Annotated in this window: 17 protein-coding genes and 1 pseudogene; 17 read left to right on the top strand and 1 reads right to left on the bottom strand. The window is 57.4% G+C overall.

Annotation, left to right across the window (positions count from 1 at the left end; all coding sequences use genetic code 11):
- Positions 1–49 precede the first annotated feature (49 nt).
- The 16 genes and pseudogenes from ubiU (at position 50) to JYB85_RS04705 (ending at position 19915) form a co-directional block, all read left to right on the top strand.
- Positions 50–1051, top strand: coding sequence for a ubiquinone anaerobic biosynthesis protein UbiU (gene ubiU / locus JYB85_RS04780; RefSeq protein ID WP_207322261.1), 1002 nt, complete (start codon positions 50–52; stop codon positions 1049–1051).
- Positions 1052–1064: 13 nt separating this feature from the next.
- Positions 1065–1898, top strand: a complete 834-nt coding sequence (locus JYB85_RS04775; protein ID WP_207381275.1) for a U32 family peptidase — start codon at positions 1065–1067, stop codon at positions 1896–1898.
- 452 nt (positions 1899–2350) lie between these two features.
- A complete protein-coding gene (locus JYB85_RS04770; RefSeq protein ID WP_207381274.1) occupies positions 2351–3709 on the top strand; it encodes a YjiH family protein in 1359 nt (452 codons plus the stop codon).
- A gap of 169 nt (positions 3710–3878) precedes the next feature.
- Positions 3879–7613: a two-component regulator propeller domain-containing protein gene (locus JYB85_RS04765; protein ID WP_207381273.1), complete on the top strand. Its 3735-nt coding sequence runs from the start codon at positions 3879–3881 to the stop codon at positions 7611–7613.
- A gap of 146 nt (positions 7614–7759) precedes the next feature.
- Positions 7760–8647 carry a UDP-2,3-diacylglucosamine diphosphatase gene (locus JYB85_RS04760; protein WP_207381272.1) on the top strand — a complete coding sequence of 296 codons (888 nt, stop codon included), beginning with the start codon at positions 7760–7762 and terminating at the stop codon, positions 8645–8647.
- Positions 8641–10404, top strand: a pseudogene (locus tag JYB85_RS04755) (GNAT family N-acyltransferase); the annotation flags it as partial. The gene JYB85_RS04760 and the pseudogene JYB85_RS04755, both read left to right, overlap by 7 nt.
- Before the next feature lie 143 nt (positions 10405–10547).
- Positions 10548–10934, top strand: coding sequence for a CBS domain-containing protein (locus tag JYB85_RS04750; protein ID WP_207381971.1), 387 nt, complete (start codon positions 10548–10550; stop codon positions 10932–10934).
- Positions 10935–11091: 157 nt separating this feature from the next.
- Positions 11092–11592 (top strand): hypothetical protein, encoded by a 501-nt coding sequence (locus JYB85_RS04745; RefSeq protein WP_207381270.1) that lies wholly within the window; start codon positions 11092–11094, stop codon positions 11590–11592.
- Positions 11589–15785, top strand: a complete 4197-nt coding sequence (locus tag JYB85_RS04740) for a tetratricopeptide repeat protein (RefSeq protein ID WP_207381269.1) — start codon at positions 11589–11591, stop codon at positions 15783–15785. The genes JYB85_RS04745 and JYB85_RS04740 overlap by 4 nt, the downstream gene beginning before the upstream one ends.
- Positions 15769–16332 (top strand): tetratricopeptide repeat protein, encoded by a 564-nt coding sequence (locus JYB85_RS04735; RefSeq protein WP_207381268.1) that lies wholly within the window; start codon positions 15769–15771, stop codon positions 16330–16332. The genes JYB85_RS04740 and JYB85_RS04735 overlap by 17 nt, the downstream gene beginning before the upstream one ends.
- Positions 16325–16621 (top strand): hypothetical protein, encoded by a 297-nt coding sequence (locus JYB85_RS04730; protein WP_207381267.1) that lies wholly within the window; start codon positions 16325–16327, stop codon positions 16619–16621. The genes JYB85_RS04735 and JYB85_RS04730 overlap by 8 nt, the downstream gene beginning before the upstream one ends.
- 76 nt (positions 16622–16697) lie before the next feature.
- A complete protein-coding gene (locus tag JYB85_RS04725; protein ID WP_207381266.1) occupies positions 16698–17393 on the top strand; it encodes a MotA/TolQ/ExbB proton channel family protein in 696 nt (231 codons plus the stop codon).
- Positions 17390–17902 carry an ExbD/TolR family protein gene (locus JYB85_RS04720; RefSeq protein ID WP_207381265.1) on the top strand — a complete coding sequence of 171 codons (513 nt, stop codon included), beginning with the start codon at positions 17390–17392 and terminating at the stop codon, positions 17900–17902. The genes JYB85_RS04725 and JYB85_RS04720 overlap by 4 nt, the downstream gene beginning before the upstream one ends.
- A complete protein-coding gene (locus tag JYB85_RS04715; RefSeq protein ID WP_228730199.1) occupies positions 17899–18390 on the top strand; it encodes an ExbD/TolR family protein in 492 nt (163 codons plus the stop codon). The genes JYB85_RS04720 and JYB85_RS04715 overlap by 4 nt, the downstream gene beginning before the upstream one ends.
- Positions 18387–19364: an AgmX/PglI C-terminal domain-containing protein gene (locus JYB85_RS04710; RefSeq protein ID WP_207381264.1), complete on the top strand. Its 978-nt coding sequence runs from the start codon at positions 18387–18389 to the stop codon at positions 19362–19364. The genes JYB85_RS04715 and JYB85_RS04710 overlap by 4 nt, the downstream gene beginning before the upstream one ends.
- A 176-nt stretch (positions 19365–19540) precedes the next feature.
- A complete protein-coding gene (locus tag JYB85_RS04705) occupies positions 19541–19915 on the top strand; it encodes a PilZ domain-containing protein (RefSeq protein ID WP_207381263.1) in 375 nt (124 codons plus the stop codon).
- Between the two features lie 8 nt (positions 19916–19923).
- Here JYB85_RS04705 and radA read toward each other — a convergent pair whose 3' ends face one another.
- Positions 19924–21288 (bottom strand): DNA repair protein RadA, encoded by a 1365-nt coding sequence (gene radA, locus JYB85_RS04700; RefSeq protein ID WP_207381262.1) that lies wholly within the window; start codon positions 21286–21288, stop codon positions 19924–19926.
- A 100-nt stretch (positions 21289–21388) separates the two neighbouring features.
- Here radA and JYB85_RS04695 point away from each other — a divergent pair, with 100 nt between their 5' ends.
- A complete protein-coding gene (locus JYB85_RS04695) occupies positions 21389–23779 on the top strand; it encodes a PilZ domain-containing protein (protein WP_207381261.1) in 2391 nt (796 codons plus the stop codon).
- Positions 23780–23869: the final 90 nt, after the last annotated feature.

The following is a 23869-nucleotide window of genomic DNA, read 5'->3' as shown; positions in this document are numbered from 1 at the left end:
CGCCGCAGTTTTTCGCCACAGTCTTTTCCTACAACAAGAGAATCACGCCATGGAATTGTTATGTCCGGCAGGGAATCTGGCAGCCCTGAAGACCGCCATCAAGGCCGGTGCCGACGCTATCTACCTGGGCCTGAAGGACGACACCAATGCCCGTTCCTTTGCCGGCCTCAACTTCACCCCGGAAAAGCTTGAGGAAGCGGCGCGCTTTACCCACGGAGCCGGCAAGAAGCTGTATATGACGCTCAACACCTTCCCCAAGCCCGGAGAGGAGCAGCGCTGGTACCATGCGGTGGACCTGGCCGCCAAAGTCAATGCCGACGCGCTGATCGTCGCCGACTTATCGTTGCTTGATTACGCCTCCAGCCGCTATCCCCACATTCCCCTGCATTTAAGTGTCCAGGCCAGCGCCACCAACCACGGCGCCCTGTCGCTGTACAAACAAGCCTTCAATATCGAGCGCGCCGTGTTGCCCCGGGTACTGTCGATGAAGCAGGTGCGGGATCTGGCCAAGGACAGTCCGGTGGACCTGGAAGTTTTTGCCTTCGGCAGCCTGTGCATCATGGCCGAAGGCCGCTGCCACCTGTCGTCCTATGTGACCGGCCAGTCTCCCAACACCGGCGGTTCCTGCTCTCCGGCCAACGCGGTGCGCTGGCAGGAAGAAGACGGCAATCGCATGACGCGTCTTAACGATGTGTTGATAGACAAGGCCAAGGTCAACGAGCAGATAGGCTATCCCGTGGTGTGCAAGGGCCGCTTTACCGCCGAGGACAGCGATTCTCCCAGCTACCTGCTGGAATCCCCCACCAGCCTCAACACCCTGAGTCTGCTGCCCGAACTGGCCCGCGCCGGCGTGGTATCCCTCAAAATTGAGGGACGTCAACGCAGCCCCGCCTACGTGGAACAGGTCACCCGGGTGTGGCGTGCCGCCATTGATACCTTTATGGCCGCCCCCGAGCGCTATCAGGTCCAGACCCAGTGGGATCAAGCCCTGGCCAAGGTGTCAGAAGGTCAGGTAACAACCCTGGGTGCCTACGAGCGCCAATGGCAATAGCAGGAGAAAACACATGAAACTGAGTTTGGGTCCCCTGCTCTATTGCTGGGAAAAAAATCGGGTAGAAGATTTCTACACCCAGGTGGCGGTCACGGATATTCCGCTGGTTTATCTGGGAGAGGCGGTGTGCAGTCGCCGCCGTGAACTGACCACGGGTGACTACCTGCAGTTGGCACGCATGCTGCGCGACGCCGGCAAGAATGTGGTGCTGTCGACCCTGGCGCTGATCGAGGCCGGTGGCGAGCTGACCGAGCTGAAGCGCCAGGTGGACAATGGCGAATTTATCATTGAAGCCAACGACATGGCCGGGGTGTTCCACGCCCGCGATGCCGGATTGCCCTTCGTCTGCGGCCCCCACATCAATTTGTATAACGCCGCGGCCGTCCGCCGTTTGCACGACTGGGGGATGCAGCGCTTTGTGATGCCGGTGGAACTGTCACGGAACTGGCTGGCCAAGGTACTGGACGATTTGGGCGATATTCGCCCGGAAGTGGAGGTGCTGGGTCACGGCCATATTCCCCTGGCACATTCGGCCCGCTGTTTTACCGCCCGCCATCGCAAGCTGGCCAAAGACGGCTGCAAGACCATCTGCCGCAAGTACAGCAGCGGCTTGTTGGTGCAAACCCAGGAAAACCAGCCATTGCTGCGCCTTAATGGCATCCAGACCCAATCGGCGGCCTGTGTCGATCTGCGCGGTGAATGGGATGCCATGGCAGCCATGGGGGTGGATTACTTCCGCATTTCGCCCACCGATGAGAAACTGCCACACATGCAGCAAAAGCCCATATTGAATCCCATGAGCTGCAACGGCTATTGGTTTGGTGAGGCCGGCATCCGGCAATTGTGACAATCCGGTGTAATCACACAAAAGGGGCCAATGGCCCCTTTTTGCTGAACGTCACAGCTAAAAGCCTTCATCATCAATGCCATCGGCAAACCGAATCCCTTGCGAATTGAGCACTGAGGCAAAAACAAAGCAGACACAAAACAACAACACTTTTTTAATCAATTAATTAGGCCGTGAGTTTCGCTTCATCCACGGGTAGAATATTTCCAGTCGTTGCGACTCAATAATTATGCTGTTTAACTATGCGACTTGCTTGGTGCTGCTTGCTCGGCGCTGTTTGCATGCCCCGGGCGGGCTTAAGTTTTACAGCGGGACGCAAAAGAGAGTACTCTTTGCCGGCGCCTGGCCCACAGTATGACGATCGTGCATCTTCATGCGCTGCCGTAACCGCGCAGTTGAACCGGGAAGCAAGAACCGGTGCTCAATGAATAAATTTATAGGTAACCCCTCAAGTGGCAAGCGAAAAACAAAACCATAACATCAGGACCATACTCACCTTTTTGGTGCCGTCCCTGATTGGCCTGTTCCTGTTCATGACTCCCATCAGCTATCAGGACGCCATTACCATCCCCATCGCCATCATTTCCAAGGCGCTGCAGGCGGCACTGGGTGACACTGCTACCATGGTAGTGACCGGCATAGTGGTATTCAGCACCCTAGTGTCGATTCTGGCGTCGACGCTCAAGCCTAAGTGGTTACTCAGGCACAAGTTTTTGGATGGTCTGTTTGATGTCAGCCCTATGTGGCTGGTGATCCGCATCCTGGGCGCTATCTTCACCGTCATGACCTTCAGCGGCATGGGCCCCGAGGCCATCACCTCGGGCAACACAGGTGGCCTGGTGCTGAACGATCTGCTGCCCGTGCTCTTGTCTGTGTTCATCTTTGCCGGCCTGTTGCTGCCGCTGCTGCTGAACTTTGGTCTGCTGGAGCTGTTCGGCACCCTGCTGACCAAGATAATGCGCCCGGTATTCAATCTGCCCGGTCGCAGCGCCATCGACTGTATGGCCTCCTGGCTCGGTGACGGCAGCGTCGGCATATTGCTGACCAGCAAGCAGTATGAAGCCCGCTTTTACACCCAGAGGGAGGCCGCCATCATAGGCACCACCTTCTCGGCTGTGTCCATTACCTTCAGCCTGGTGGTGATCTCCCAGGTGAAACTGGAAGCCCTGTTTGTACCCTTCTATCTGACCGTCTGTCTGGCAGGCTTGGCAGCGGCCATCATAGTGCCCAAACTGCCACCGCTGAGCTGGAAAAAAGATGACTATATCGACGGTACCCCACGTCATCCGGACGATGAAGCCGTACCAAAGGGGCACCACGTGCTGTCCTGGGGTTTTGATCGGGCGCTGAACAAGGCTGCCAACACTGGGGGCCTGAAAGAGCTGGTCGATGAAGGCATAACCAACGTGGTCGATATGGTGTTCGGCGTCATCCCCGTGGTCATGGCCATAGGCACCACGGCGCTGATGATTGCCGAATACACTCCGGTGTTCAATTATCTGGGTCTGCCCTTTATTCCGTTGCTGGAACTGCTGGGTATTCCCGAAGCCACCGAGGCCTCCAAAACCATAGTGGTGGGCTTTGCCGATATGTTTATCCCTTCCATCCTGGCCAGCGGCATAGCGTCGGACATGACCCGTTTTGTGATTGCGGCACTGTCGGTCACCCAGCTCATCTATATGAGTGAAGTGGGTGCCCTGCTGATAGGTTCCAAGATCCCGGTTAACGCTTGGGAACTGTTCGTGATCTTCATTTTGCGGACCCTGGTGACCCTGCCCGTGATTGCCGGCATGGCACACCTGATTTTCTAACGATTATCAGCCTGATGGGGCCGTCATAGACGGCCCTTTTTTATACCGCAACAATTATTCCGAACACCGTTCCAGTGCTTGAAAAATCTCGCTTTTTGTCCAGTACAGCTCTGGCACAATCACAATTTGCTTCTACACTTTAAACTACTCGCATCAAGGATTTCTGTCCGTGATTCAACGCTTGGGTTCTGTCTTCTTGGGTCTCTTGTTAATCTGTGGCAGCCTGCTGTGTCAGGCGGCCACGATACGTTTTGAGACCCTGGAAGCCGAGCACGGCCTGTCGATGAACACGGTCAATGATCTGCTGACCGATGAACGGGGTTATCTTTGGGTCGCCACCCAGGCGGGCCTTAACCGCTTCGACGGCAATCATTTCCGGGTTTACAGCCAGAGCGACGCCCCCTATGGCCCCTCGGCCAACAACATCAGCCAGCTCTACCTCAGTCACAGGGGCCAACTGTGGCTGGTGACAGTAAACAATGACATCAACCTGTACCATCCACTAACCGACACCTTTGAGGTGTTTGGCAAGGCACAGGGGCTGCCGGGCATACGCATCACGGCCATCAATGAAGACGCCTCGGGCATGTTGTGGCTTGCCACCGCCGGTGACGGTATCTATGTATTCTCCCCCGAAAGTGGCAAGGTGGTGCGACAAGTGCGTCAGGAGGATGGCAACGGTCTGGCAAGCAATCACATACACCTGTTATTCAGCGACAAATACCAGAGACTATGGCTGGTGGCAGAAAGCGGTCTGCAGCTATACCAGAGTGAGCAGCAAAAATTCCTCAGTTTTGACGAACTCAAGTACCACAAGATCAGTGCCATCGAGGATGGCGACAACAATGACCTTTGGCTAGGTACCCAGGAAATGGGATTGTGGCATTTCGACATAGACACCCATGTCGTGGCCTCCTTCCACCAACACTTCCCCAAACAGAATGAAAACGTGCCCATCAGCAGCATCAAACGTGACCGCCAGGATAATCTCTGGGTGGCCCTTCAGGGTGCAGGTCTGCTGCAGCTTGATGCAAAACGCCAGCTCTCAGGTTGGTACAGGCACTCACCCAGCCAATATGAGAGTTTGGTAAGTGAAAGCCTGACCAAGCTGTGGCTGGATGATGAAAATCAACTGTGGATAGGCACCCGTCACTCTGGCCTGAGCAAAACCTATTTGGGGGCAGTCGCCCTGAATCGGGTCGATCCCCAGAGCTTCGCCGACAACAACCTGCCCAATGCCGACGTACGCAGTATATTCCGCGATCATCTTGGCCAATTGTGGATTGGCACCACGGCCGGGTTGTATCGAGCCATGGAATCCAGACCCGGTGTCATTACCGGCTTCAGAGAGCATGGCCTGGCGGACAGCACCCTCAACCATGCCTTCATCGGCTTTATGCGAGAAGACTCAGAGGGGCAATTATGGATAGGCACCCGGGGGCAAGGCTTGTTTATCCTAAATGCCGATCGCAACCAGATAAAGCGCTACCGGCATAGTGCAGCGGACCCCGGCAGTGTGCCCAGTGACAGCCTGTACAGCTATTTTGTTGACCGCCAGGAACAGCTATGGCTCACCACCTTGGATGGTGGTATAGGCCGCTACCTGCCTGAGTCGGACAGCTTTGAAACCATAAGCGGCGCCAGGCTACCGGATGATCAGGTACTGGGAATGGTCCAGGACAGTCAGGGACGCTACTGGCTCACTACCTACGGGGGCGGTTTGGCCATGTTGGCCGAAGACGGCACCACAGCCCATTACAATACGACCAGCATCCCGGCATTGCCTTCCAACTATCTGTTTTCCATTTTTATCACAGCTGATGATTTGCTGTGGGTCGCCTCCGACAGCGGCGTGTTTTCCCTCGACAGCCGCACCCTGTATTTACAGCATTACAACCAGGCCTCAGGCCTCGCCGGTGATATCGCCTATTTGTTACAGCTGGATCCGCAGCAAAAGTTGTGGATAGGCACGGGTACCGGCCTGAGTGTCATGGATCTCAACGATGGCAGTATCCACAGCTTTGGCGAAGAAGATGGCTTGCAGGACAATGAATTTAATTTCGGTGCCAGCTTTATCGATACCGACGGCAGCATTTATTTGGGGGGGATCAATGGTTTTAACCGGATGAACTTCTCCAGCCTGCCGAAACTTGGCTCCCCCAGAGCCCCCATCATTGACCAACTGGAGTTGATGAATCGGCCACTGCGTCTCAGCCAGCACCCCAGGTATCCTCAAAATACAGATATCAGTGCCACCAAAGGCATCAGCCTGAGCTACGAAGACACCCAGTTTGCGCTGCATTTCCACAGTCCATCGTTGCACAGGGCAAAACAACTGAAATACGAGTACCGCATGCTGGGCCTCAACGACACCTGGATTGTCGATAGCAGCGATCAAAAAGCGGTATTTACCGGCCTCGCCCCGGGAAAATATCGCTTTGAAGTCAGGGCCAGGGATCTCAATGGCCATCTCAGTCCCACCACTACCCTGGACCTGGCCGTAATCCCCCCTCCCTGGCAAACCTGGTGGGCCTACAGCTTCTACCTGCTGGCATTCCTGAGTTTGCTGGCTCTGGTAAGCCTTATCCGAATCCGCAAGTACCAGCAAAAGATGCAGATGCTGGAACAGATAGCCACCAGCGAACAGAGGCTCAAGCAGGCCCTGTGGAGCAGCGGCGATGAGTTCTGGGACTGGGAAATTGCCCAAAAACGCCTGACCCGGTCCAATACCTTCCTCGGGTACCCGGAAAAAGAGGTTAACCTGCAGCAAACCCTGGAGGCGGTGATCCACCCAGACAACATTGAGGCCGCCAAGGAAGCCATGTCCGCCTGCCTGTACCAGGGCAAGGATGAGTTTGAGGTCAGTTACCAGGGAAAGACCCCTGACGGCGGCTGGCAGTGGGTAATGAACCATGGCAAGGTCATTTCCCGCGATGAGCAGGGCCGTCCCAATCGCATTATGGGCACCATCAAGAACATCCAGCCCCTGAAGGAAACCGAGGCCGCCCTGCGGCAATTGAATCTGGAACTGGAAGACAGGGTGCGGCAACGCACCCGGGCGCTGCAACAGAGCAATGACGAGCTGAATGCCACACTGGAAGAGCTGCGCCTGACCCGGGACGAACTATTGGACAAGGAAAAGATGGCCACCCTCGGCGGCCTGGTCGCCAGTATTACCCATGAGGTCAACACCCCAATAGGCATCAGTGTGACCGCCGCTTCCCACCTGCAGGACAGGGTGAGGGAATTCAACCGCGCCTATGATGCGGGCGAAGTGGCACACGAGGACTTCCAGCAATACCAGGGAGAGGTCGCCGAATGCTGCCGGCTGATGCTGACCAACCTGGAGCGGGCCGCCAAGCTGATCCACAGCTTTAAACAAGTATCTGTGGATCAGTCCCATGAGGAACTGCGGGACTTTGACTTGGCCCTGTACCTGGATGAAATCTTCCTGTCACTCAATCCCATGCTGTCACGCACGCCCCACGAGTACACTTACTCTTGCCCGCAAAAGCTGATTATCAACAGCAATCCGGGCATTTTTTACCAGATCATTTCCAACCTGTTCAATAACTCGATCATTCATGCCTACCCGGATAAACGTCACGGTAAATTGGCACTCAGGATCAGTGTCGACGAACAGGGACTGCACCTGAATTACTGCGACGATGGCTGTGGCATGGAGCCCGAGATTGCCGAGCAAATCTTCAATCCGTTTTTTACCACCAAACGGGGCCGCGGCGGCAGTGGCCTGGGGATGAATATCGTCTATAACCTGGTCAATCAGGTGTTGGGGGGCACTATTCGCATTGAGACGGCCCCCGGTAAAGGTGCCTGTTTCACAATAGATCTCCCTGCCAGCATCATCAAATCAGCAACTGCCCAGCCAACTCCAGCTAGCTGAGGCACTAGCTAAAGCCATAAGGCCAACCCCTACTGCGATTGCGCATCATCCAAGTCACTGTCACACAGCTGTCACGGCCAATTCATCATTCGGTCAAGCTTGCCCCTTAATCTGGCGCCAATATCCGCTGCAGGAGACAGTGGCCCATGCCAGATGCCAAGACAGGCCCCTTGAAAAGTATCAGCCAGGGTAAAGATTCAGCTGACAAAGCCCGGTTTCACGCCCTGTGGCTGTCGGATATTCACCTGGGCTGCAAGGACTGCAAAGCGGACTTTCTGCAGGCACTGTTGGATAAAGTCCACTGTGACAAGCTGTATCTGGTGGGGGACATCATAGACTTCTGGGCCCTGAAACAGCGTATCTTCTGGCCCGAAAATCACAACCTGCTGCTCAGGCGTCTGATAGCCCTGGCCGGCGCAGGCACAGAGGTGATTTACATCCCGGGCAATCACGATGAGTTGCTTAAACCCTACACGGGCCTGACCGTCTGGCAGGTGGCACTGCAGGGGCACTATGTGCATCAAAGTCCCACTGGAAAACGCCTGCTGTTGGTTCATGGGGATCAATTTGATGCCGAGGTCTGCATAGGCCGCTTCTATGCCCGTCTGGGTGATCATCTCTACGACCTGCTGCTGTTCCTCAATCGGCAACTGCACCACTGGCGCGCCCGCCTCGGTTACCCCTATTGGTCCCTGGCAGGTTACCTCAAGCGCCGGGTAGGCAAGGCGCAACAGGCCATCAGTCGCTACCGCGACGCCGCAGTGCGCCACGGACGGACCCAGGCCATGGACGGGGTGATCTGCGGCCACATACATCAACCCTCACTGTCCAGCCACGGCGGTTTTATCTATGCCAATGACGGCGACTGGATTGAAAACTGCACCCTGGTTGCCGAAACCCACCAAGGCACCTTGCAATTGCTGCGCTGGGATGAAGGCCTGCAGGGTCCCAGGGTTGAACAGGAAATCTGTCTGCACACGGCTGAACTGCTCGGTGCAAACAGCCACCAAACCGGATTGTTTAAAACAAGGTGAATCCCATGATTTTTACCGTCGATAATGTCGTCGCCGAAAACCTCCCCAAGCTGAACCAAAACCCCTGGTTGGCCCGGCCCACCAAGGCCATGTTGCGCTACCTGCTGAACGAGAAGGAATGCAACGACATCGCCAATAGGTTCGCCTTCCTGCAAGGGGTGGACTTTGTCGAGCAGGTGCTGGCCAGCTTTGACTTCAGCTTCAGCGTGCCGGATAAGGACATTGAAAATATTCCCAGCGAAGGCCGGGTGGTGATCTTTGCCAACCATCCCATAGGCTCCCTCGACGCCCTGGCAATGATCAAGCTCATCAGCGAAGTGCGTCCGGACATCAAGGTGGTGGCCAACGAACTGCTGATGGCACTGAAACCGCTGCACTCCATATTGCTGCCGGTACGCAACATGGGCGGCGGCACCCCAAGGCAACACCTGCAGAAAATCCATGAGCACCTGCAAAACGAAGGCGCAGTGCTGATCTTCCCCTCAGGCGAAGTCTCACGCTTAAGGCCCAACGGCGTGCGTGACACCCACTGGCACTCGGGCTTCCTGCGCATGGCCCTGTCCTGCGGCGCCCCGCTGCTGCCCATGTATGCCGATGCCAAAAACTCCGCCGCCTTCTACGGCGCTTCGATGATTTACAAGCCCCTGGCCAGTTTGCTGCTGGTAAAAGAAATGTTCCGCCAGAGCAAACGCAATATGCCGATTCGTATCGGTGAGCTTATTCCCTTCGATGCCTTCAACACCCATGACTTTGACATCAAGACCAAGGTTGGGCTGCTGAAAAACCACCTGTATCGCATAGGCAAAAACCGCCCTGCACTGTTCCGTACCCAGAGCGCCATTGCCCATCCCGAGTCCCGCGCCGAGTTGCAATCCGCGCTGAATCAGTGCCAATTGCTGGGGCAAACCCAGGACAACAAGCAGATTTATCTCTACGAACACAACGGCGCCAGCCCCATAATGCGAGAGATTGGTCGGCTCAGGGAAGTGGCCTTCCGAGCCGTGGGCGAGGGCTCCGGCAAGCGCCGCGACACCGACAAGTACGATCCCTATTACCAACACCTGGTACTGTGGGACAGAGAGGCGCTGGAAATCGTCGGCGCCTACCGTTTCGCCAGCGCCAGCAGGGTTCATGAGTTGCAAGGGCCGGAGTCACTCTACAGCCAATCCCTGTTCGGTTTCGGCGAGGCCTTCGCCCCCTATTTCGCCCAGGGGCTGGAGCTTGGCCGCAGCTTCGTCCAGCCCAAATACTGGGGCAAACGCAGCCTGGATTACCTCTGGTACGGCATAGGCGCATTCCTGGCCAGGCATCCCCAGTATCGCTATCTCTTTGGCCCTGTATCCATCAGCAATCAGTTGCCCGCCGGCGCCAAGGAAATGCTGATGCACTTTTATCTGCGTCAGTTTCCGGCAAGGGTGGATCTGGCCCAATCCTTTACCCCCATGCAATTGAGTCCGGAGCGCAATCAGGAGCTTGATGCCCTGTACCCGGGCCTCGATTACCAGGAAAACTTTCGCATCCTCAAACAAACCCTGGCCAGCATGGGCGCCGCCATTCCGACCCTGTACAAGCAATACGGCGAACTGTGCAAAGAAGGCGGGGTCCAGTTTGCCGCCTTCGGCATAGACGCGGATTTCGGCGACTGTATCGATGGTTTGGTATTGGTCGATACCCACAGCCTTAAGTTTAAAAAACGCAGCCGCTACATCGACAGCCATTTGGGTGAGTTCAGCCCGGAAACCGACCCGGACTGCTGACCGCAGGCCTCCCTCCCTGCCAATCCCCCCATGAGCATCTTACCGCTTCGGGTGGATTAGCAAAAAAGCCAGTCTTCTGATATAGATAGCTTACTAGGGAAGATTGCCGGGGGACGCCTGTGACACACACTATAGGTCAACTGATGAGCACCAGGGTGGTAACGGTGGAAATGGACGATCGCCTGATGGTGGCCAAGGATATCTTCGAACAAGCCCCCTTTCACCACCTGCCGGTACTGGATGAACACGGTCACCTTGCCGGCATGCTGTCGGAGCGGGATCTGCTGCGGGCCATCAGCCCCCACATTGGCGCCGTAGGCGAAACCAACCGCGACCTCGATACCCTGCTCAAACGGATCCATCAGGTTATGCGCCGCAATCCGGTGACCGCTCCCCCTTCCCTGTCGGTGGATTCGGCCGCCAAATTGCTGCTGCAGCACAATATCGGCAGCCTGGTGGTACTCGATGGCGACAGCCTGGTCGGTATAGTCACCTGGAAAGACCTGCTCAGACACTACATTAATCCCTGAGAGCCCCGGCCCCGTGCCGGCCGGGAAAAATGCCAAGCGCTTCACAATACCCATGTTTTCGGTAATGTTTTCAGCGTGATTCTTGGCATGACCCCCTGTGAGATCAAAAATTCTGCCGTGCCTCGGTGATAGATTTAGCCCCCATTGTGCATCTGATATGGCACTTGCCCGGCTGAATACAGGTATGTTCAAGGCTCAATATGCTCTTCGCTCTCTTCTGCTGCTCTGGGCACTGACCCAGAACGCCGGCGCTGCTGACACGCAAGTACAACAGCAAGCACTGGCGCTGTTGCAACAGGTCTACGACCTGGAAGAATCGATCCTCATTCCGGATAAAGATCAGCTCTTTGTGATGTTCGACAAGGAAATGGGCGCCGCTATTTTGGTGGAACGCATTGAGGTTTTCCTCGATGAGCAATTGGTGACCAACAGGGTGTTCAGCACAGCAGATCTGCTCAAGTTCATGGACAGGGGCATAGCCCCAATTTCGGCCCGCCTGGTGCCTCCGGGAGAGCACAGGCTGAAGATTCTGTTGCACAGCATGAACCAACCCGTGATCAGCAGTGAACTGCAATTCCATAAGGGCTCCTCCCCCCAGTTTATCCGTCTCAACCTGTTGAATAACAAGGTAGAGCTGCTTAACTGGAGCGGACGGTGAAACGGCGTCCCAAATACCTGTGGCTGCTGACACTGCTGCTTGGCGGTGCGGCCCAGGTGCGCGCCAACGATGAGTCACTGGATCTGCAATGGCAGTGGCTCTCCCCGCTGTTTGAGCAATGGCAGCAGGCCTCAGCCTCGGTAACCGACCAGGGGTTTGGCACCTTACTCGACGCCCACAGCGGCAAAACCGGTCTGCTGTCCTTACCCTCAGAAAGTGAACGCGCCAAAGGCGATCCCATCCAACGCCTGGTATTGGCCAGTGATTGGTTTAACCAGGGACAATACGCCCAGGCCCTGGCGGTACTGGACAGCACGGCCACAGACAGTCCGGCAGCCAGGCGCCTTGGTGCCTTGCTGGCGGCACATCAGCAGCAGTGGCAAAAGGTGTTGGACTGGCTCCCTCAAGACGGCACAGACACGCTCGGCAGCTACCTGAGGGCGATGGCGCTATTACAGCTGGGACAGCCGCAGAGGGCCCAGACCGAACTGGCGAGCGAAATTAGCCCGGTAAACGGCCCACTCGCTGTCGCTCAGCGCTTGTTGCAAGCCAGAATAGCTGCGGCCCTGGGACAGGAAGAGCGGGCACTGTCGCTGCTGCGCACCCTGCCCCCCGATGCAGAAGCACAAGCCCTGGCGCTGTGGACCGAAGCGCAAATATTATTGCAAAGCGACAGCCCCGAACGGGCCAGGCCCGCGCTGTTGCGGCTCAGTCGCCGCGAAAGCCCACTGCAAATTGAGGCCTCCGCTGAACTGTTGAACCTGCTTGGCCAGGACCAACATCTGGCACTGGCCAATGAGCTGCGCCAATCCCTGCTGCAACTGCTGGCGCGCCAGTGGCAGGCGCAGCCACTTGGCAAGAATCCCAAGTCCTTCAACCTGGTGCGACTGGAGTTGCTTAAGCGCCGAACGGAACAACTCAAAGACTGGCTGGCCACCGCTGCCACCAGCTCCCGGGCCTATGCCGGGCTGCTGGATAAGGAGCCCGACGCACTCAATGCCGCGGTGAATGACCTCAGGGACAAGATGGCAGCCAAGGCACAACAAACCTGGTTGACCCTCGACAGGGCCGGCAAGCAATTGCAATTGGAGCAGCTGCTGACCGAGTTGCTCGGTCAACCGGCAGAGCAACAGGTGCGCTACCGGCTCCTGGTCGCCCTGTCGACCTGGGAGCAGGGGCAAGCCTTCGGACACAGGTGGTGGCAAGAGGATGCCCCATCGGATGCGGTCCTTGATGGCGCCAAACAGGAACTGGAATCCCTGCTGCAAATGCCAAGGATTTACCGCCAGGCCATGGTGGCCACCCACCTGCAACAGATCAAACTGAAGCTGCTCGCCAGTGCCCAACAGGCGGAACAGCTTGAGCAACAATTGACCCAAAGGACAGCATTGCTTGCCGATGAACTGACCCGGGCCCATCAACAGGACGAGCAACAGCGTCTGGCACAACTTGAGCCGCAATTGCTGCGCCTGACCCAGGAATTGCTTGCCGCATCTCCTCTTTATGGTGCGGCCAAGAGCAGCAGCACCCTGAAGCTGGAAGCCGATCCGGCCGCTCCCGGCCCCAGTGCCGGCCGAGTCGGTGAACAGATACTGGCCTTGGCGGATCCCGACTATTCGCAACTGCAGGCCCTGCTTGGCCAGCTGGGCAGCCAGGCCCAGGCCCCCGGGCTCAGGCGCCAGGCCATGTATCAGGAAGCCGACCTGCGTCTGCGCCTGGCGGAGCAAACCACTGAGCTTGCGCCCCAAACCGAATTGTTGACCGGCGCCGGGCAACTGCTGGAGCAGCTGCTGCAACAGCAGCAAGATGCCAATCTGCTGTATCAATTGGCCCGGGTTAAAGACATGTTGGGGGACACTGAAGCGTCCCTTTCGCTGCTGGGCCGTTTCGGCAGCGCCTTCCCGGCCCATCCACTGTGGCGCGAGGTGATGTTCCGCAAGGGCGAAGCCGAATTTTCCCTCGGAGACTATGCCGCGGCCAGCGCCAGCTATGCCGCCCTGGAGTCAACCGGGCAGGATGAATTCAGTGACAAGGCCAGTTACAAACTGGGGTGGTCCAGGTTCAAAAACGGCGATTACCCCATGGCCGCCGCCAGCTTTGTGGAATTACTGAGCCTTCATTGGTCCTCCCGGGAACAACAGGCCCAGGCCTTGTGGCTGGAGGAAATACTCAGGATCAGCGCCATCACCTTCTCTTACCTGGATGGCGTCGATGGCCTGCAGATCCTGCGACGCCCCGATGGTAGCCTGCCGCCCTTCTTTGAGCCCCTGTCACTGAAGCTGGCAAACTATTTCCTGAACAAGTCACGCTTTCAGGATGCCGCCGCCGTTTACCAGAGCCTGCTGGACAATTATCCGGACTCTCCGCGCGCCTTTGAATTCCAGCAGGCCAAGATCCAAGCCTACAGTGATGGCAAATTCCCCTCCCTGGTGTGGCCGGAAAAGGCCGCCGCCTGCAAACGATTTGGTCAGGACTCCACCTTCCGCCAACAGGCTCAGACCGAATTGCGCCAGACGATGGACAAGGTGCTGACAACCTATAGGGGCGAACTGGCCCGCTATCACCACGCCAGGGCGCAGAAACACAACCGGCCAGAGGACTGGCAGGCCGCCATCGACTGGTACCAAAACCTGCTGAGCCACAGTGGCCAGCCGGATGCCGGGATTGAATACCTGCTGGCCGAGGCTCTCCATGACAGCGGCGCCGCCGCCGAGGCCATAGACTATTTCGTCAAGGCCTCCTATGGCGCGCCCCCCTTCGATAAGGCCGACATTGCCAGCTACAGGGCTCTGCAAGGGCTGCAAACGCTACTCAAGCAAGCGCAAGTCAAACAAGGGCTACTCAAACAAGGGGCCGAACCCGAGCTGCGCCAGCGTCTGCAGCCCCTGGCCGAAAGGCATCTGACACAATTCCCGCACAGTGACTCGGCCGGCACCATAGGACTGACCCTTGCCGAAGAATACTTCGCCGCCGCAGATCACCCCAAAGTACTGGCCACTGTGGCGCGGCTTGCTGACCTGAGCCTGAGCGCCGGACAACAAGGCTCTGCCCTTACCCTCAAGGCCCACAGCCAATTTGCCCTGCAACAATACGCCGAGGCGGAACAAAGCTATGAAGGCCTGCTGGCCAAAGGCGCCGCTACAGAGCAAGTCGCCATGCTCGAGGCCCGCCTGGCGGAAAGCATTTTCCGCCAGGCCGAAACAGCCCGAGAGCGCGGAGAAGTGCAAAACGCCCTGACCCTGTTCCGGCGCCTGGCCAAACGTCTGCCCCATGTGGACGCCACCGTCAACGCCCTGTTTGACGCCGCCACTTTGGAGTTGAATCAGGGCCTCTGGCCAGACGCGCTGAGGGCCTTTGAAGATTTTGCCAGCCGCTTCCCCAATCATGCCCTCAGCGCAACTGTGCCGGAAAAGTTGGTGTTCCTGTATGAAAAAACCGCCGCCTGGAACAAGGCCGCGGCGGTGCTGGCCGGGATGGCTGCCAAGCAAGATGACAAGGCGCTCAGCGCCGCCGCCCACTGGCAAGCCGCCGAAGACTACGACAAGGCCAATAACCCCAAGGCTGCGGCTGAGCAGTACCAGGCCTTTATCGCCAGCGGCGCCGGCAGCAAACCGGACATGGCTGAAGCCTGGATGCGCCTGGCGAACATGACCGACAACGAAGCGGAAAAGCGCCAAAGGTTGCAGCAGTTGTTGGCCATGGGCCAGCCCCGAGAACTGACGGCAGAGTTTGCCAAAGCGCACCTGCTGCTGGGCCACAGTTTCAAGCAGGAAGCCCAGGCCCAGTTACTGAACGGCGATCTGCAGCGGGCCATCAAGCGGCGCCAGAAGTGGATGACCAAGGCGGTTGACCACTACAGCCAGGTCGTATCTCTGGGGCTGGCAGAGCCGGCCTGCGAAGCCACATTACACATGGGCCTGCTGTATGGCGATCTGGCCAAAGCCCTGCTCAGCGCCCCCAAACCCAAAGGGCTGAATGAATTGGAGCTGGAGCAATACGAGATTTTGCTGGAAGAGCAGGTTTTCCCCTTGGAAGACAAGGCTATAGCCCTACACCAGCTGAATCTGGCCCGTATTGCCGAGGGTCTTTACAACCCCTGGATTGCCCAGAGCATGGCGCAGCTCAAACGCCTGCTGCCGGCCCGCTACGCCAGAACCGAATTGACGGAGGACTATGTTGAAAAACTTTATTAGGCCAATGTTGTTGATGCTCACAGTATTGCTGTGGGGCTGCCAGAGTACTGCGCCGGCACCTAAGCCCCGGCCACAACTGAACCCTGCCGTGACGCAACTGTTCAACCAGGCCATGGGGCAACTCAAACAGGGAGAACTGGACGGAGCCGAGGCCTTGCTTGAGCAGGTGCTCAGGTTGGACGACAAGCTCCCCGGCGCCAGGTTAAACCTGGCCATCATCAGTCACAAACGGGGCGATAGCGCCAGGGCCAAAGCCCTTATCGACAGCGCCCTGGCCTTGGCTCCCATGCCGGAAGCCCTCAATCTTCGCGGCGTGCTGGCCCGCCAGGAAGGGGATTTTCGCGCCGCCGAGGCCGACTTTAGCCAGGCCCTGACCCAGGCCCCCGGGTACGCTGCCGCCCATTACAATCTGGCCCTGCTGTACGACCTTTACCTGCAGCAGCCGGAAAAGGCCGCCTTTCACTGCCGCCAGTATCTGGCCCAGAGCGGTGATACCGAGGCCACTCCCTGGCTGGAAGAATTATCCAGGAGGGTCGCAAATGAGTAAGCCCCGGCTGTGGCTGTCACTGATTTTGCCCCTGTGCTGTCCGCTTTCCGCCGAGGCAACAACCGATGCGCCAAAGCCGGTTGCCCAGGGCAACAGCAGCGGCTTTGTTATCACAGGCGATCAGGAGTTACCGGCGGTGATCTACCTCATTCCCTGGAAAGCGGCCGACAGTCCTTTTCCGGGAATACAGCCCCCCCTGGATGTTCGGCAGCCCGCCCAACTGCCCTGTCGCTTCGATGTGATCACAGCGACAGCCGACTGGGGCTGTCCAAACAGGGACTCCCCTTGATCTCGGACATGGTTTATTCCTTCGCCCGGACGGTATAATCCGCCCGCAAATCATCAGGTAAGTATCTGGAAATAATATGGAATACTTCTACAGCATAGTTCGCTTCATCCAGAACGGCGGGATCTTTATGTACCCGATAATGATCACCCTCGCCATCGGCCTGGCCATAGCGCTGGAGCGTTATCTCTATCTGGGGGTGATTAAGCGCCGCAACAAGGTCGCCTGGGAGCACATACATCCCTTGATGTTGCAGGGCAAGGTCAAGAGCACACTGGAATATGTCCGCGGATCCGATGCCCACATATCCAAGGTGCTGTTTTATACCCTGACCCATTTGGTATCGGGGCGTAAGGTCGACGAAGTGGAAAAGATGCTTGAGGAAGGCCTGGTGGAAATCATCCCCCAGCTGGAAAAGCGTACCCACTTCCTGGGCACCTTTGCCAATATCGCCACCCTGCTGGGACTGCTCGGTACCATCTTGGGCCTGATCGCCGCTTTCTCGGCCGTGGCCAATGCCGATCCGGCCGAAAAGGCCAACCTACTTTCCAGCAGTATCTCGGTCGCCATGAATACCACGGCCTTTGGCCTTATCACCGCCATTCCGCTGTTGCTGCTGCACTCCTTTATTTCCACCAAGACCAATGAAATTGTCGACAGCATGGACATAGTGACGGTCAAGCTGAACAACCTTATCAATATCAACAAAAACGCCAACAATGGTCTGACGGAAATCGATGAAGTGACCAAACAGCAGGTGACATTGCAACCATGACGGTCAGGCGCAAATGGCGCCAAAGGGCGGCGCCGGAGTTGGACATTACCGCTTTTCTCAACCTGATGGTGGTGCTGATCCCCTTCCTGCTGTTGTCGGCGGCCTTTAACCAGCTGTCCATTCTGGAGCTGAGCCTGCCCAAAACGGCCACCGAAGCCGCTCCGCCGGCCCCCAAGGACAAGCCGGAGCTTGAGCTTATTCTGGCCGTCGATGGACTGGTGCTGAACGATCGTCTCAGGGGGCCACTGCAGCGATTTCCCAATCTGGAAAATGGCGGGCGGGATTTTCGCGCCATGCAACTGGCCCTGGCGAACATCAAACTCAGCTTCCCGGATATGCTGCAACTGACTGTGCTGGCACAGCCGGACACCCCCTATGAAGCCATCATTCAGGCCATGGACTACAGCCGCAGTATCTGGGTTGATGGACAGGGCCGCCGCACGCTCAAGGAACTCTTTCCCCAGGTAAGCCTGGGCGATGCGCCGCAAACCATGGGGGCAAGCCAATGAGCAAGACCATGTCGGCCAAGGAAAGGCGTCTGCTGCGGGCCCGAAAAAGAGCGGTTCCCGGACTCAACCTGGTGTCACTGATGGACATATTCACCATATTGGTGTTTTTCCTGCTGGTGAACTCTTCGGATATTCAGCAGCCCCCCAGTCAGTTACTGACCCTGCCGGAGGCCCATGTGGACACCCCGGTCAGCAACAGCCTGATCCTGCATATCAACAGTCAGGGGATCAGTATCCAGGGACGCAAGATTGCCCAGGCCGCAGATCTGGAGAATGATGCCCAGGCTATGATCCAGCCCTTGTTCGATGAGCTCACCTATCAGCAGCAGCGGCATCCACTGGTTGAGGGAGAGCGCACCCTCACCATAATGGGCGACAAGGCCATACCCTATAAGCTATTGAAAAAAATCATGTCCACCGCCACAGAAGCCGGGTATGAAGCCATCTCAATGGTGGTGATCAGCCAAGCGGTCAAGGATGGCCAATGAGCGCTCAATTGCTGTACCCAAGCGATCTGCAGGTACTGCCCTGGGCAGAGGAGCCCGGCAGCGCCGAACGTCTGCTGCGACTGCTGCTTGCGGTGGTTGGTATTGTCCTGCTGGTGTTTGTTTTTCTGGATCAGGGGGTGACCGCCCCCCCACTGACCCGGGACAAGTTGGAGGAAGTGCCACAGCAACTGGCCAAGGTGTTAATGCTGGAAAAGCAGACCGAGCCCGCCAAACCCGTGGAACCCGAGCCCCTGCCTGAACCCCTGCCTGAACCCCAGCCTGAGCCAGAGCTGGTCGAGCAAAAAGCGCCTGAACCCGAGCCCCGGGCCGAACGCGAAAAGCCCAAGCTCTCCTCCGAGGCCAGCGAACAACAGGTGCGTAAGGCCAGGGAGAAGGCGGCCCGCAGCGGTGTCATGGCAGCAGCCGACTCGCTAAAAACCCTGCGCCAGGCGCTGGATCTCTCCGCCCTGGCCGCAACGCCACTGAAAAATGGCGACAGTGGCGATGCCAAGGCCACCCGGCGCGATCTCATTACCGCCAAGGCCAAGGCCGACAGCGGCGGCATAGCGGTGACGGAAGTGGCCAGCGTCAGTACTCAGTTGGCCGGTGTTGCCAGCAGCCAAATAACCCAGGATGGGGCCGCCGCCGATGACAGCAGCGGTGACGTGGGAAGCAGTTTGTCGGTGCGCACCCAGGAAGAAATCGCCCTGGTATTTGATCGCAACAAAACCGCATTTTACAGCCTTTACCTGCGGGCATTGCGCAGTCAGATGGGCCTCAGGGGCAGGTTCGTATTTGAATTGGAAATCCAGCCCGACGGCAGCGTGTCCCGCTGCGAGCTGGTGTCCAGCGAGCTGGGACAGCCGGAGTTGGAACGCAAACTGCTGGCCAGGATCCGCTTGCTGAACTTTGGCCCCAAGGCCGCCGAGATATGGCACGGCAAATATCACATAGATTTTGCCCCTTCGGTTTAAGGCTTATGGACGTTTCAGGGTTATTTTTGCAGTAGCCAGAGCGAACAAAATTCAATCTCGAAACGTCAACCAGCCCTAGCCAATACACTGAAATTCAAGGCAGGAATTTTTACAGAAACCGTATGTTGGCGTATGCTTAACGGCAAAGTCGGCAGCCCAGCACAAGGACAGCGAATATGAATGAAAGGCGCAAGTTTTCCCGGATCCTGTTTGACACCCGGGCCAACCTGGATCAGCCACCGCAAAGCTGGGTCACCCGCATTCTGGATCTCAGTCTCAACGGTGCCCTGGTGGAAGAACCCAGGAATTTTGCGCCTTTGGGTGACAGGCTGACCCTGTCCTTCACCCTGCCGGAATCCGATATTGAGCTGCAGATGGAAGCCGAAATCATCCACCGCAAGCTGGGCCTGCTCGGCCTCAAGTGCCTGCACATAGACGTGGAAAGCATCAGCCACCTAAGACGTATGCTGGAGCTTAATCTGGGTGATGCCAATCTCCTGTACCGTGAACTGGAACGCTTTATCGAAGAGCACGAGCAGGCCAATAGCTGACCCCTGACTCACAGCGCCGCCAGTGCCTCCGACAGCTTGCTGACACCTATAATTTCCATACCCTCGGGCGGCCGCTTGGGCACATTGGCCCTCGGCACTATGGCGCGGCGAAAACCGTGTTTGGCCGCTTCCACCAGCCGCTCCTGACCATTGGGCACGGGGCGGATTTCACCGGACAAGCCCACCTCACCAAAAGCCACCAGATCCCGCGCCAGAATATCACCGCGGAAACTCGATACCATGGCCAGCAGCAGGGTCAAATCGGCACTGGTTTCGCTGACCTTGACCCCACCGACCACGTTGACAAACACGTCCTGATCCGCCATTTGCAGACCGCCATGGCGATGCATCACCGCCAGCAACATGGCCAGACGGTTGGCGTCCATACCCACGGCCACCCTTCTTGGGTTTGACAGGGCCGAGTTGTCCACCAGCACTTGCAGCTCCACCAGCAGCGGCCTTGTACCTTCCCATACGACCATTACCAGGGAGCCGGAGGACGCTTCATCGCCCCGAGAGAGGAAGATGGCCGAGGGATTGGCCACTTCCTTGAGGCCCCGCTCGGTCATGGCGAACACCCCCAGCTCGTTGATGGCGCCGAATCGGTTCTTGTGGGATCTCAGGGTGCGGTAGCGGCTGTCGCTGTCGCCTTCGAACATCACAGAGCAATCGATACAGTGTTCCAGCACCTTGGGACCGGCCAGGCTGCCATCCTTGGTCACATGGCCCACCATGATGACGGCTATACCGTGCTGCTTGGCAAAGCGGGTCAGGAAGGAGGCGGACTCGCGCACCTGAGCGACGCTGCCGGGGGAGGACTGCACATCGCTGATATGCATCACCTGAATGGAGTCCACCACCACAAGCTTGGGCTGTTCCCTGAGGGCAATTTCGCAAATGGTTTCAACGCTGGTTTCAGACAGCATCTTGAGTTTAGCGGTCGGCAAGCCCAGGCGATGGGCCCGCATGGCCACCTGCTGCAGCGACTCTTCACCTGTGACATAAAGTGCCGGCATGGTTTCGGCCAACTGACACAGGGTTTGCAGCAACAGGGTACTCTTGCCGGCGCCGGGATGACCGCCGATGAGGATGGCGCTGCCGGGCACTATGCCGCCGCCGAGCACCCGGTCGAACTCGGTGAAACTGCTGCCGATACGGGGCAACTCATTGAGATCGATTTGATCCAACGTCTTGATTTCACTGGCTGCAGCACCAGCATAGCCACTGAACCTGTCGCTGCGGCCCGTCGTGGCCGCCCCCAGGCGCACCTCTGTGATACTGTTCCATTCATGACAGGCGCTGCATTGGCCCTGCCAGCGGGGAAAGTCCTGGCCACACTCATTGCAGACGTAAGCGGTTTTATTCTTTGCCATAACTCACTAAAATTTGTATAAAAAAGTAAAGCCCGCCCTACAGCGGCCGACATAAGACTAACAGCAGCGCCTTGCGTCCGCACTATAAAAGAATCCACCCATGAGCCTAGAGAGTCATTCAGCCCTGATCGAACAGCTAAAACCTTTGATGATGGAACCCAATTTCCCTCAGGTTTTCGAGCAGTTGACAGCCGATGAATCCAATTCCACCCGTTTTCTGCTGAAAATGGAGCTGACCCGTCTGGGCAATGACTGCAGCCGGCTCATCGATTTGCGTGACAAGAGTGAGCTTCCCTGCGAGGAAGTGCATCTTGGCCGCCAGGTCCACTTTCTCGACGCCCCCGCCAGGCAGGTACTTGAACGGGCCCTGCACCTATACCGGGGCCGCTATACCCTGGGTGTTTATGAAGAGGTGATGCAGGCCCACAAGCAGCGACGGCTGCAACAGCGCCAATCACCGGCGGATCTCCAGTCCCCCGGCAGCCTCCCCTTCCTGTTGCCGGCCGTGGTCATGGGCAGCTATTTCAACCGCACCGAAGAGCGGATGAACTACAGTATCCGCATTCAGGCGTCCCAGGTCGGTCGTGAAACCCAAAGCGGGATCACTGTGGATCTCTCCGTTGGCGGCGCCCGCATTCGCCTGCCAATGAGGCACGGCTTCAATCCCGATAAACCACTGCGGGTTAAATTGGTCGATCTGAGCCAGGAATACTATTACGAGGATCTGCAACAGGGGGTGGACTACCAGATAGTCGACACCGACAGCAACAATGAATATTGCTGGATGCGCCTTAAACGCATCGGCGGCACTGAAGCCCTGGCGAAAATGCTGGGCAACCTGATCAATGGCTACAAGTACCGTTACAAGGTGGATATCAACGATGTGCTGGTCACGGCCACCGGCCTGGCATTCGAGCGTCAGTACCTGGCACACCTGCCCCACCTGCCGCTGTTCATGCCCAAGGGCGATGTACCTTCCATCAGCCATCTGCTGCTGAGCCATGACAATCAGGGCATAGTGCACTTTTTTCAGGATGAGGAAGATATCAGCCAACTGCCCGCCATGCTGACCGCCGGCAGGCTCAATTACCTGCTCAACCAAGCGGACAACCCCGACCACAGCCTGTTTTTCTGCTTCACCCACAACGCCAACGGCCGGCTGTTCTTCTACTCGGCAACCCTGGCCGAGCTCAAACACAGGGGTGAAATGCCACTGTTTCTCGGCTTTGGTGCCAGCAAACCCAGCTGGCGGGTGTTCCGCCTGAGCGCGGACATCATAGATCACGACAAGCAATACAAAAGCGCCATGATACCGGGGGACAGCGGCAGCTACTCGGCCCTGACCGAGCAGCAATTGGCGGGGTTCAGCCATGTGTTGCAGCTGATGGACGTCACCTGCGAGGCCGCCCGCAGCCAATACCGGCAGTGGTTTGACAACAGCAACGTCAATGCCCTCAAGGTGTATGGCCAGAAAAAGCTCAACAGCCAGACCATACGCCAGGTGGCACTGGAGTTCAGTGAACGTCGCCGGGAAGCCCGCTTCGCCTTCAAGACCCTGGTGGAGATCCGCCAGGGTAAACTCAGAGCCCAGGGGATCAGCTGCGATATCTCCACCCGCGGTATGCAGTTGAACCTCGACGAATGCCTGCCGTTCGAATTGAATAAGCCCGTCACCCTGAGCCTGCCGAAGTTGCAGGCCCTCGCCGGTAAAACCCGGCTTGAGGAACTGCCCTATCAACTGGTGCGCAGCCGTCGCGACGGCTGCACCCTGCACCTGGCTGCGATTGTGGGCCATACCCCCCATGCGGGAGTGGAATTTCTCAACAAGCTGATTGAACACAACAGGGAAAAGCTGGAACAGCTGACGGAAAACAATGCCGAAGTGAAAGAACTGTCCGATGGCATGAAGAATCTGCTGATGCGACGCCTGCAAGGTATTCCGCTGTTTATCGAGAAAACCAGCAAGGCCACGGTGGTCAGCCATATAGGCGTCGGGGTAGAGCCCCATCCGATAGCCGATCTGTTTGCCGCCCTGAGTACCGAGAAACTCAGGTACGATCTGACGCCGCTGCTGGGCAATGGCGCCGCCAAGCGTGACATAATAGATCCCATCCGCGAGATGCGGCCGCTGCAGGATGTCGACAGCATTGAAATCTTTATCCAGGTCGCCCACCAATCCCGGGGCAAGGTACAACTCAAGTGTGTACGCCGTGACAGCCTGAGCGAGGAAGCGCAACTGGCCTTTATCCGCCAGAGTCAGATACTGGGGCGATTTGTGGCGCTGAAATTGTACCGGGCCGCCACAGGCAAACCCGATATGGCCTACATTCGCCGGGAACTGGAATACATACATATCCATGCCCAGCACAAGGCCAAACAGTTGGAAGAGCAGATGTGGCGGATAGTGGGCGTGGCCGAACTCTTGGATATCAGCCACGAGGTATTGCAGCGTTATCCGGCATTGTATAGGGACTCATCTGCGCAGTCATAGAAAAGTCCGATGCGACAGATGTTGCCAGATCGGAAGGTGTGGCCGAACTCTTGGATATCAGCCATTAAGTAGTGCAGCGTTATCCGGCAC

Source organism: Shewanella sedimentimangrovi, from assembly GCF_017354965.1.
Taxonomy (GTDB): domain Bacteria; phylum Pseudomonadota; class Gammaproteobacteria; order Enterobacterales; family Shewanellaceae; genus Shewanella; species Shewanella cyperi.
Note: the sequence above shows the minus strand (reverse complement) of the source record. Positions and strands in the feature narration are given on the sequence as shown.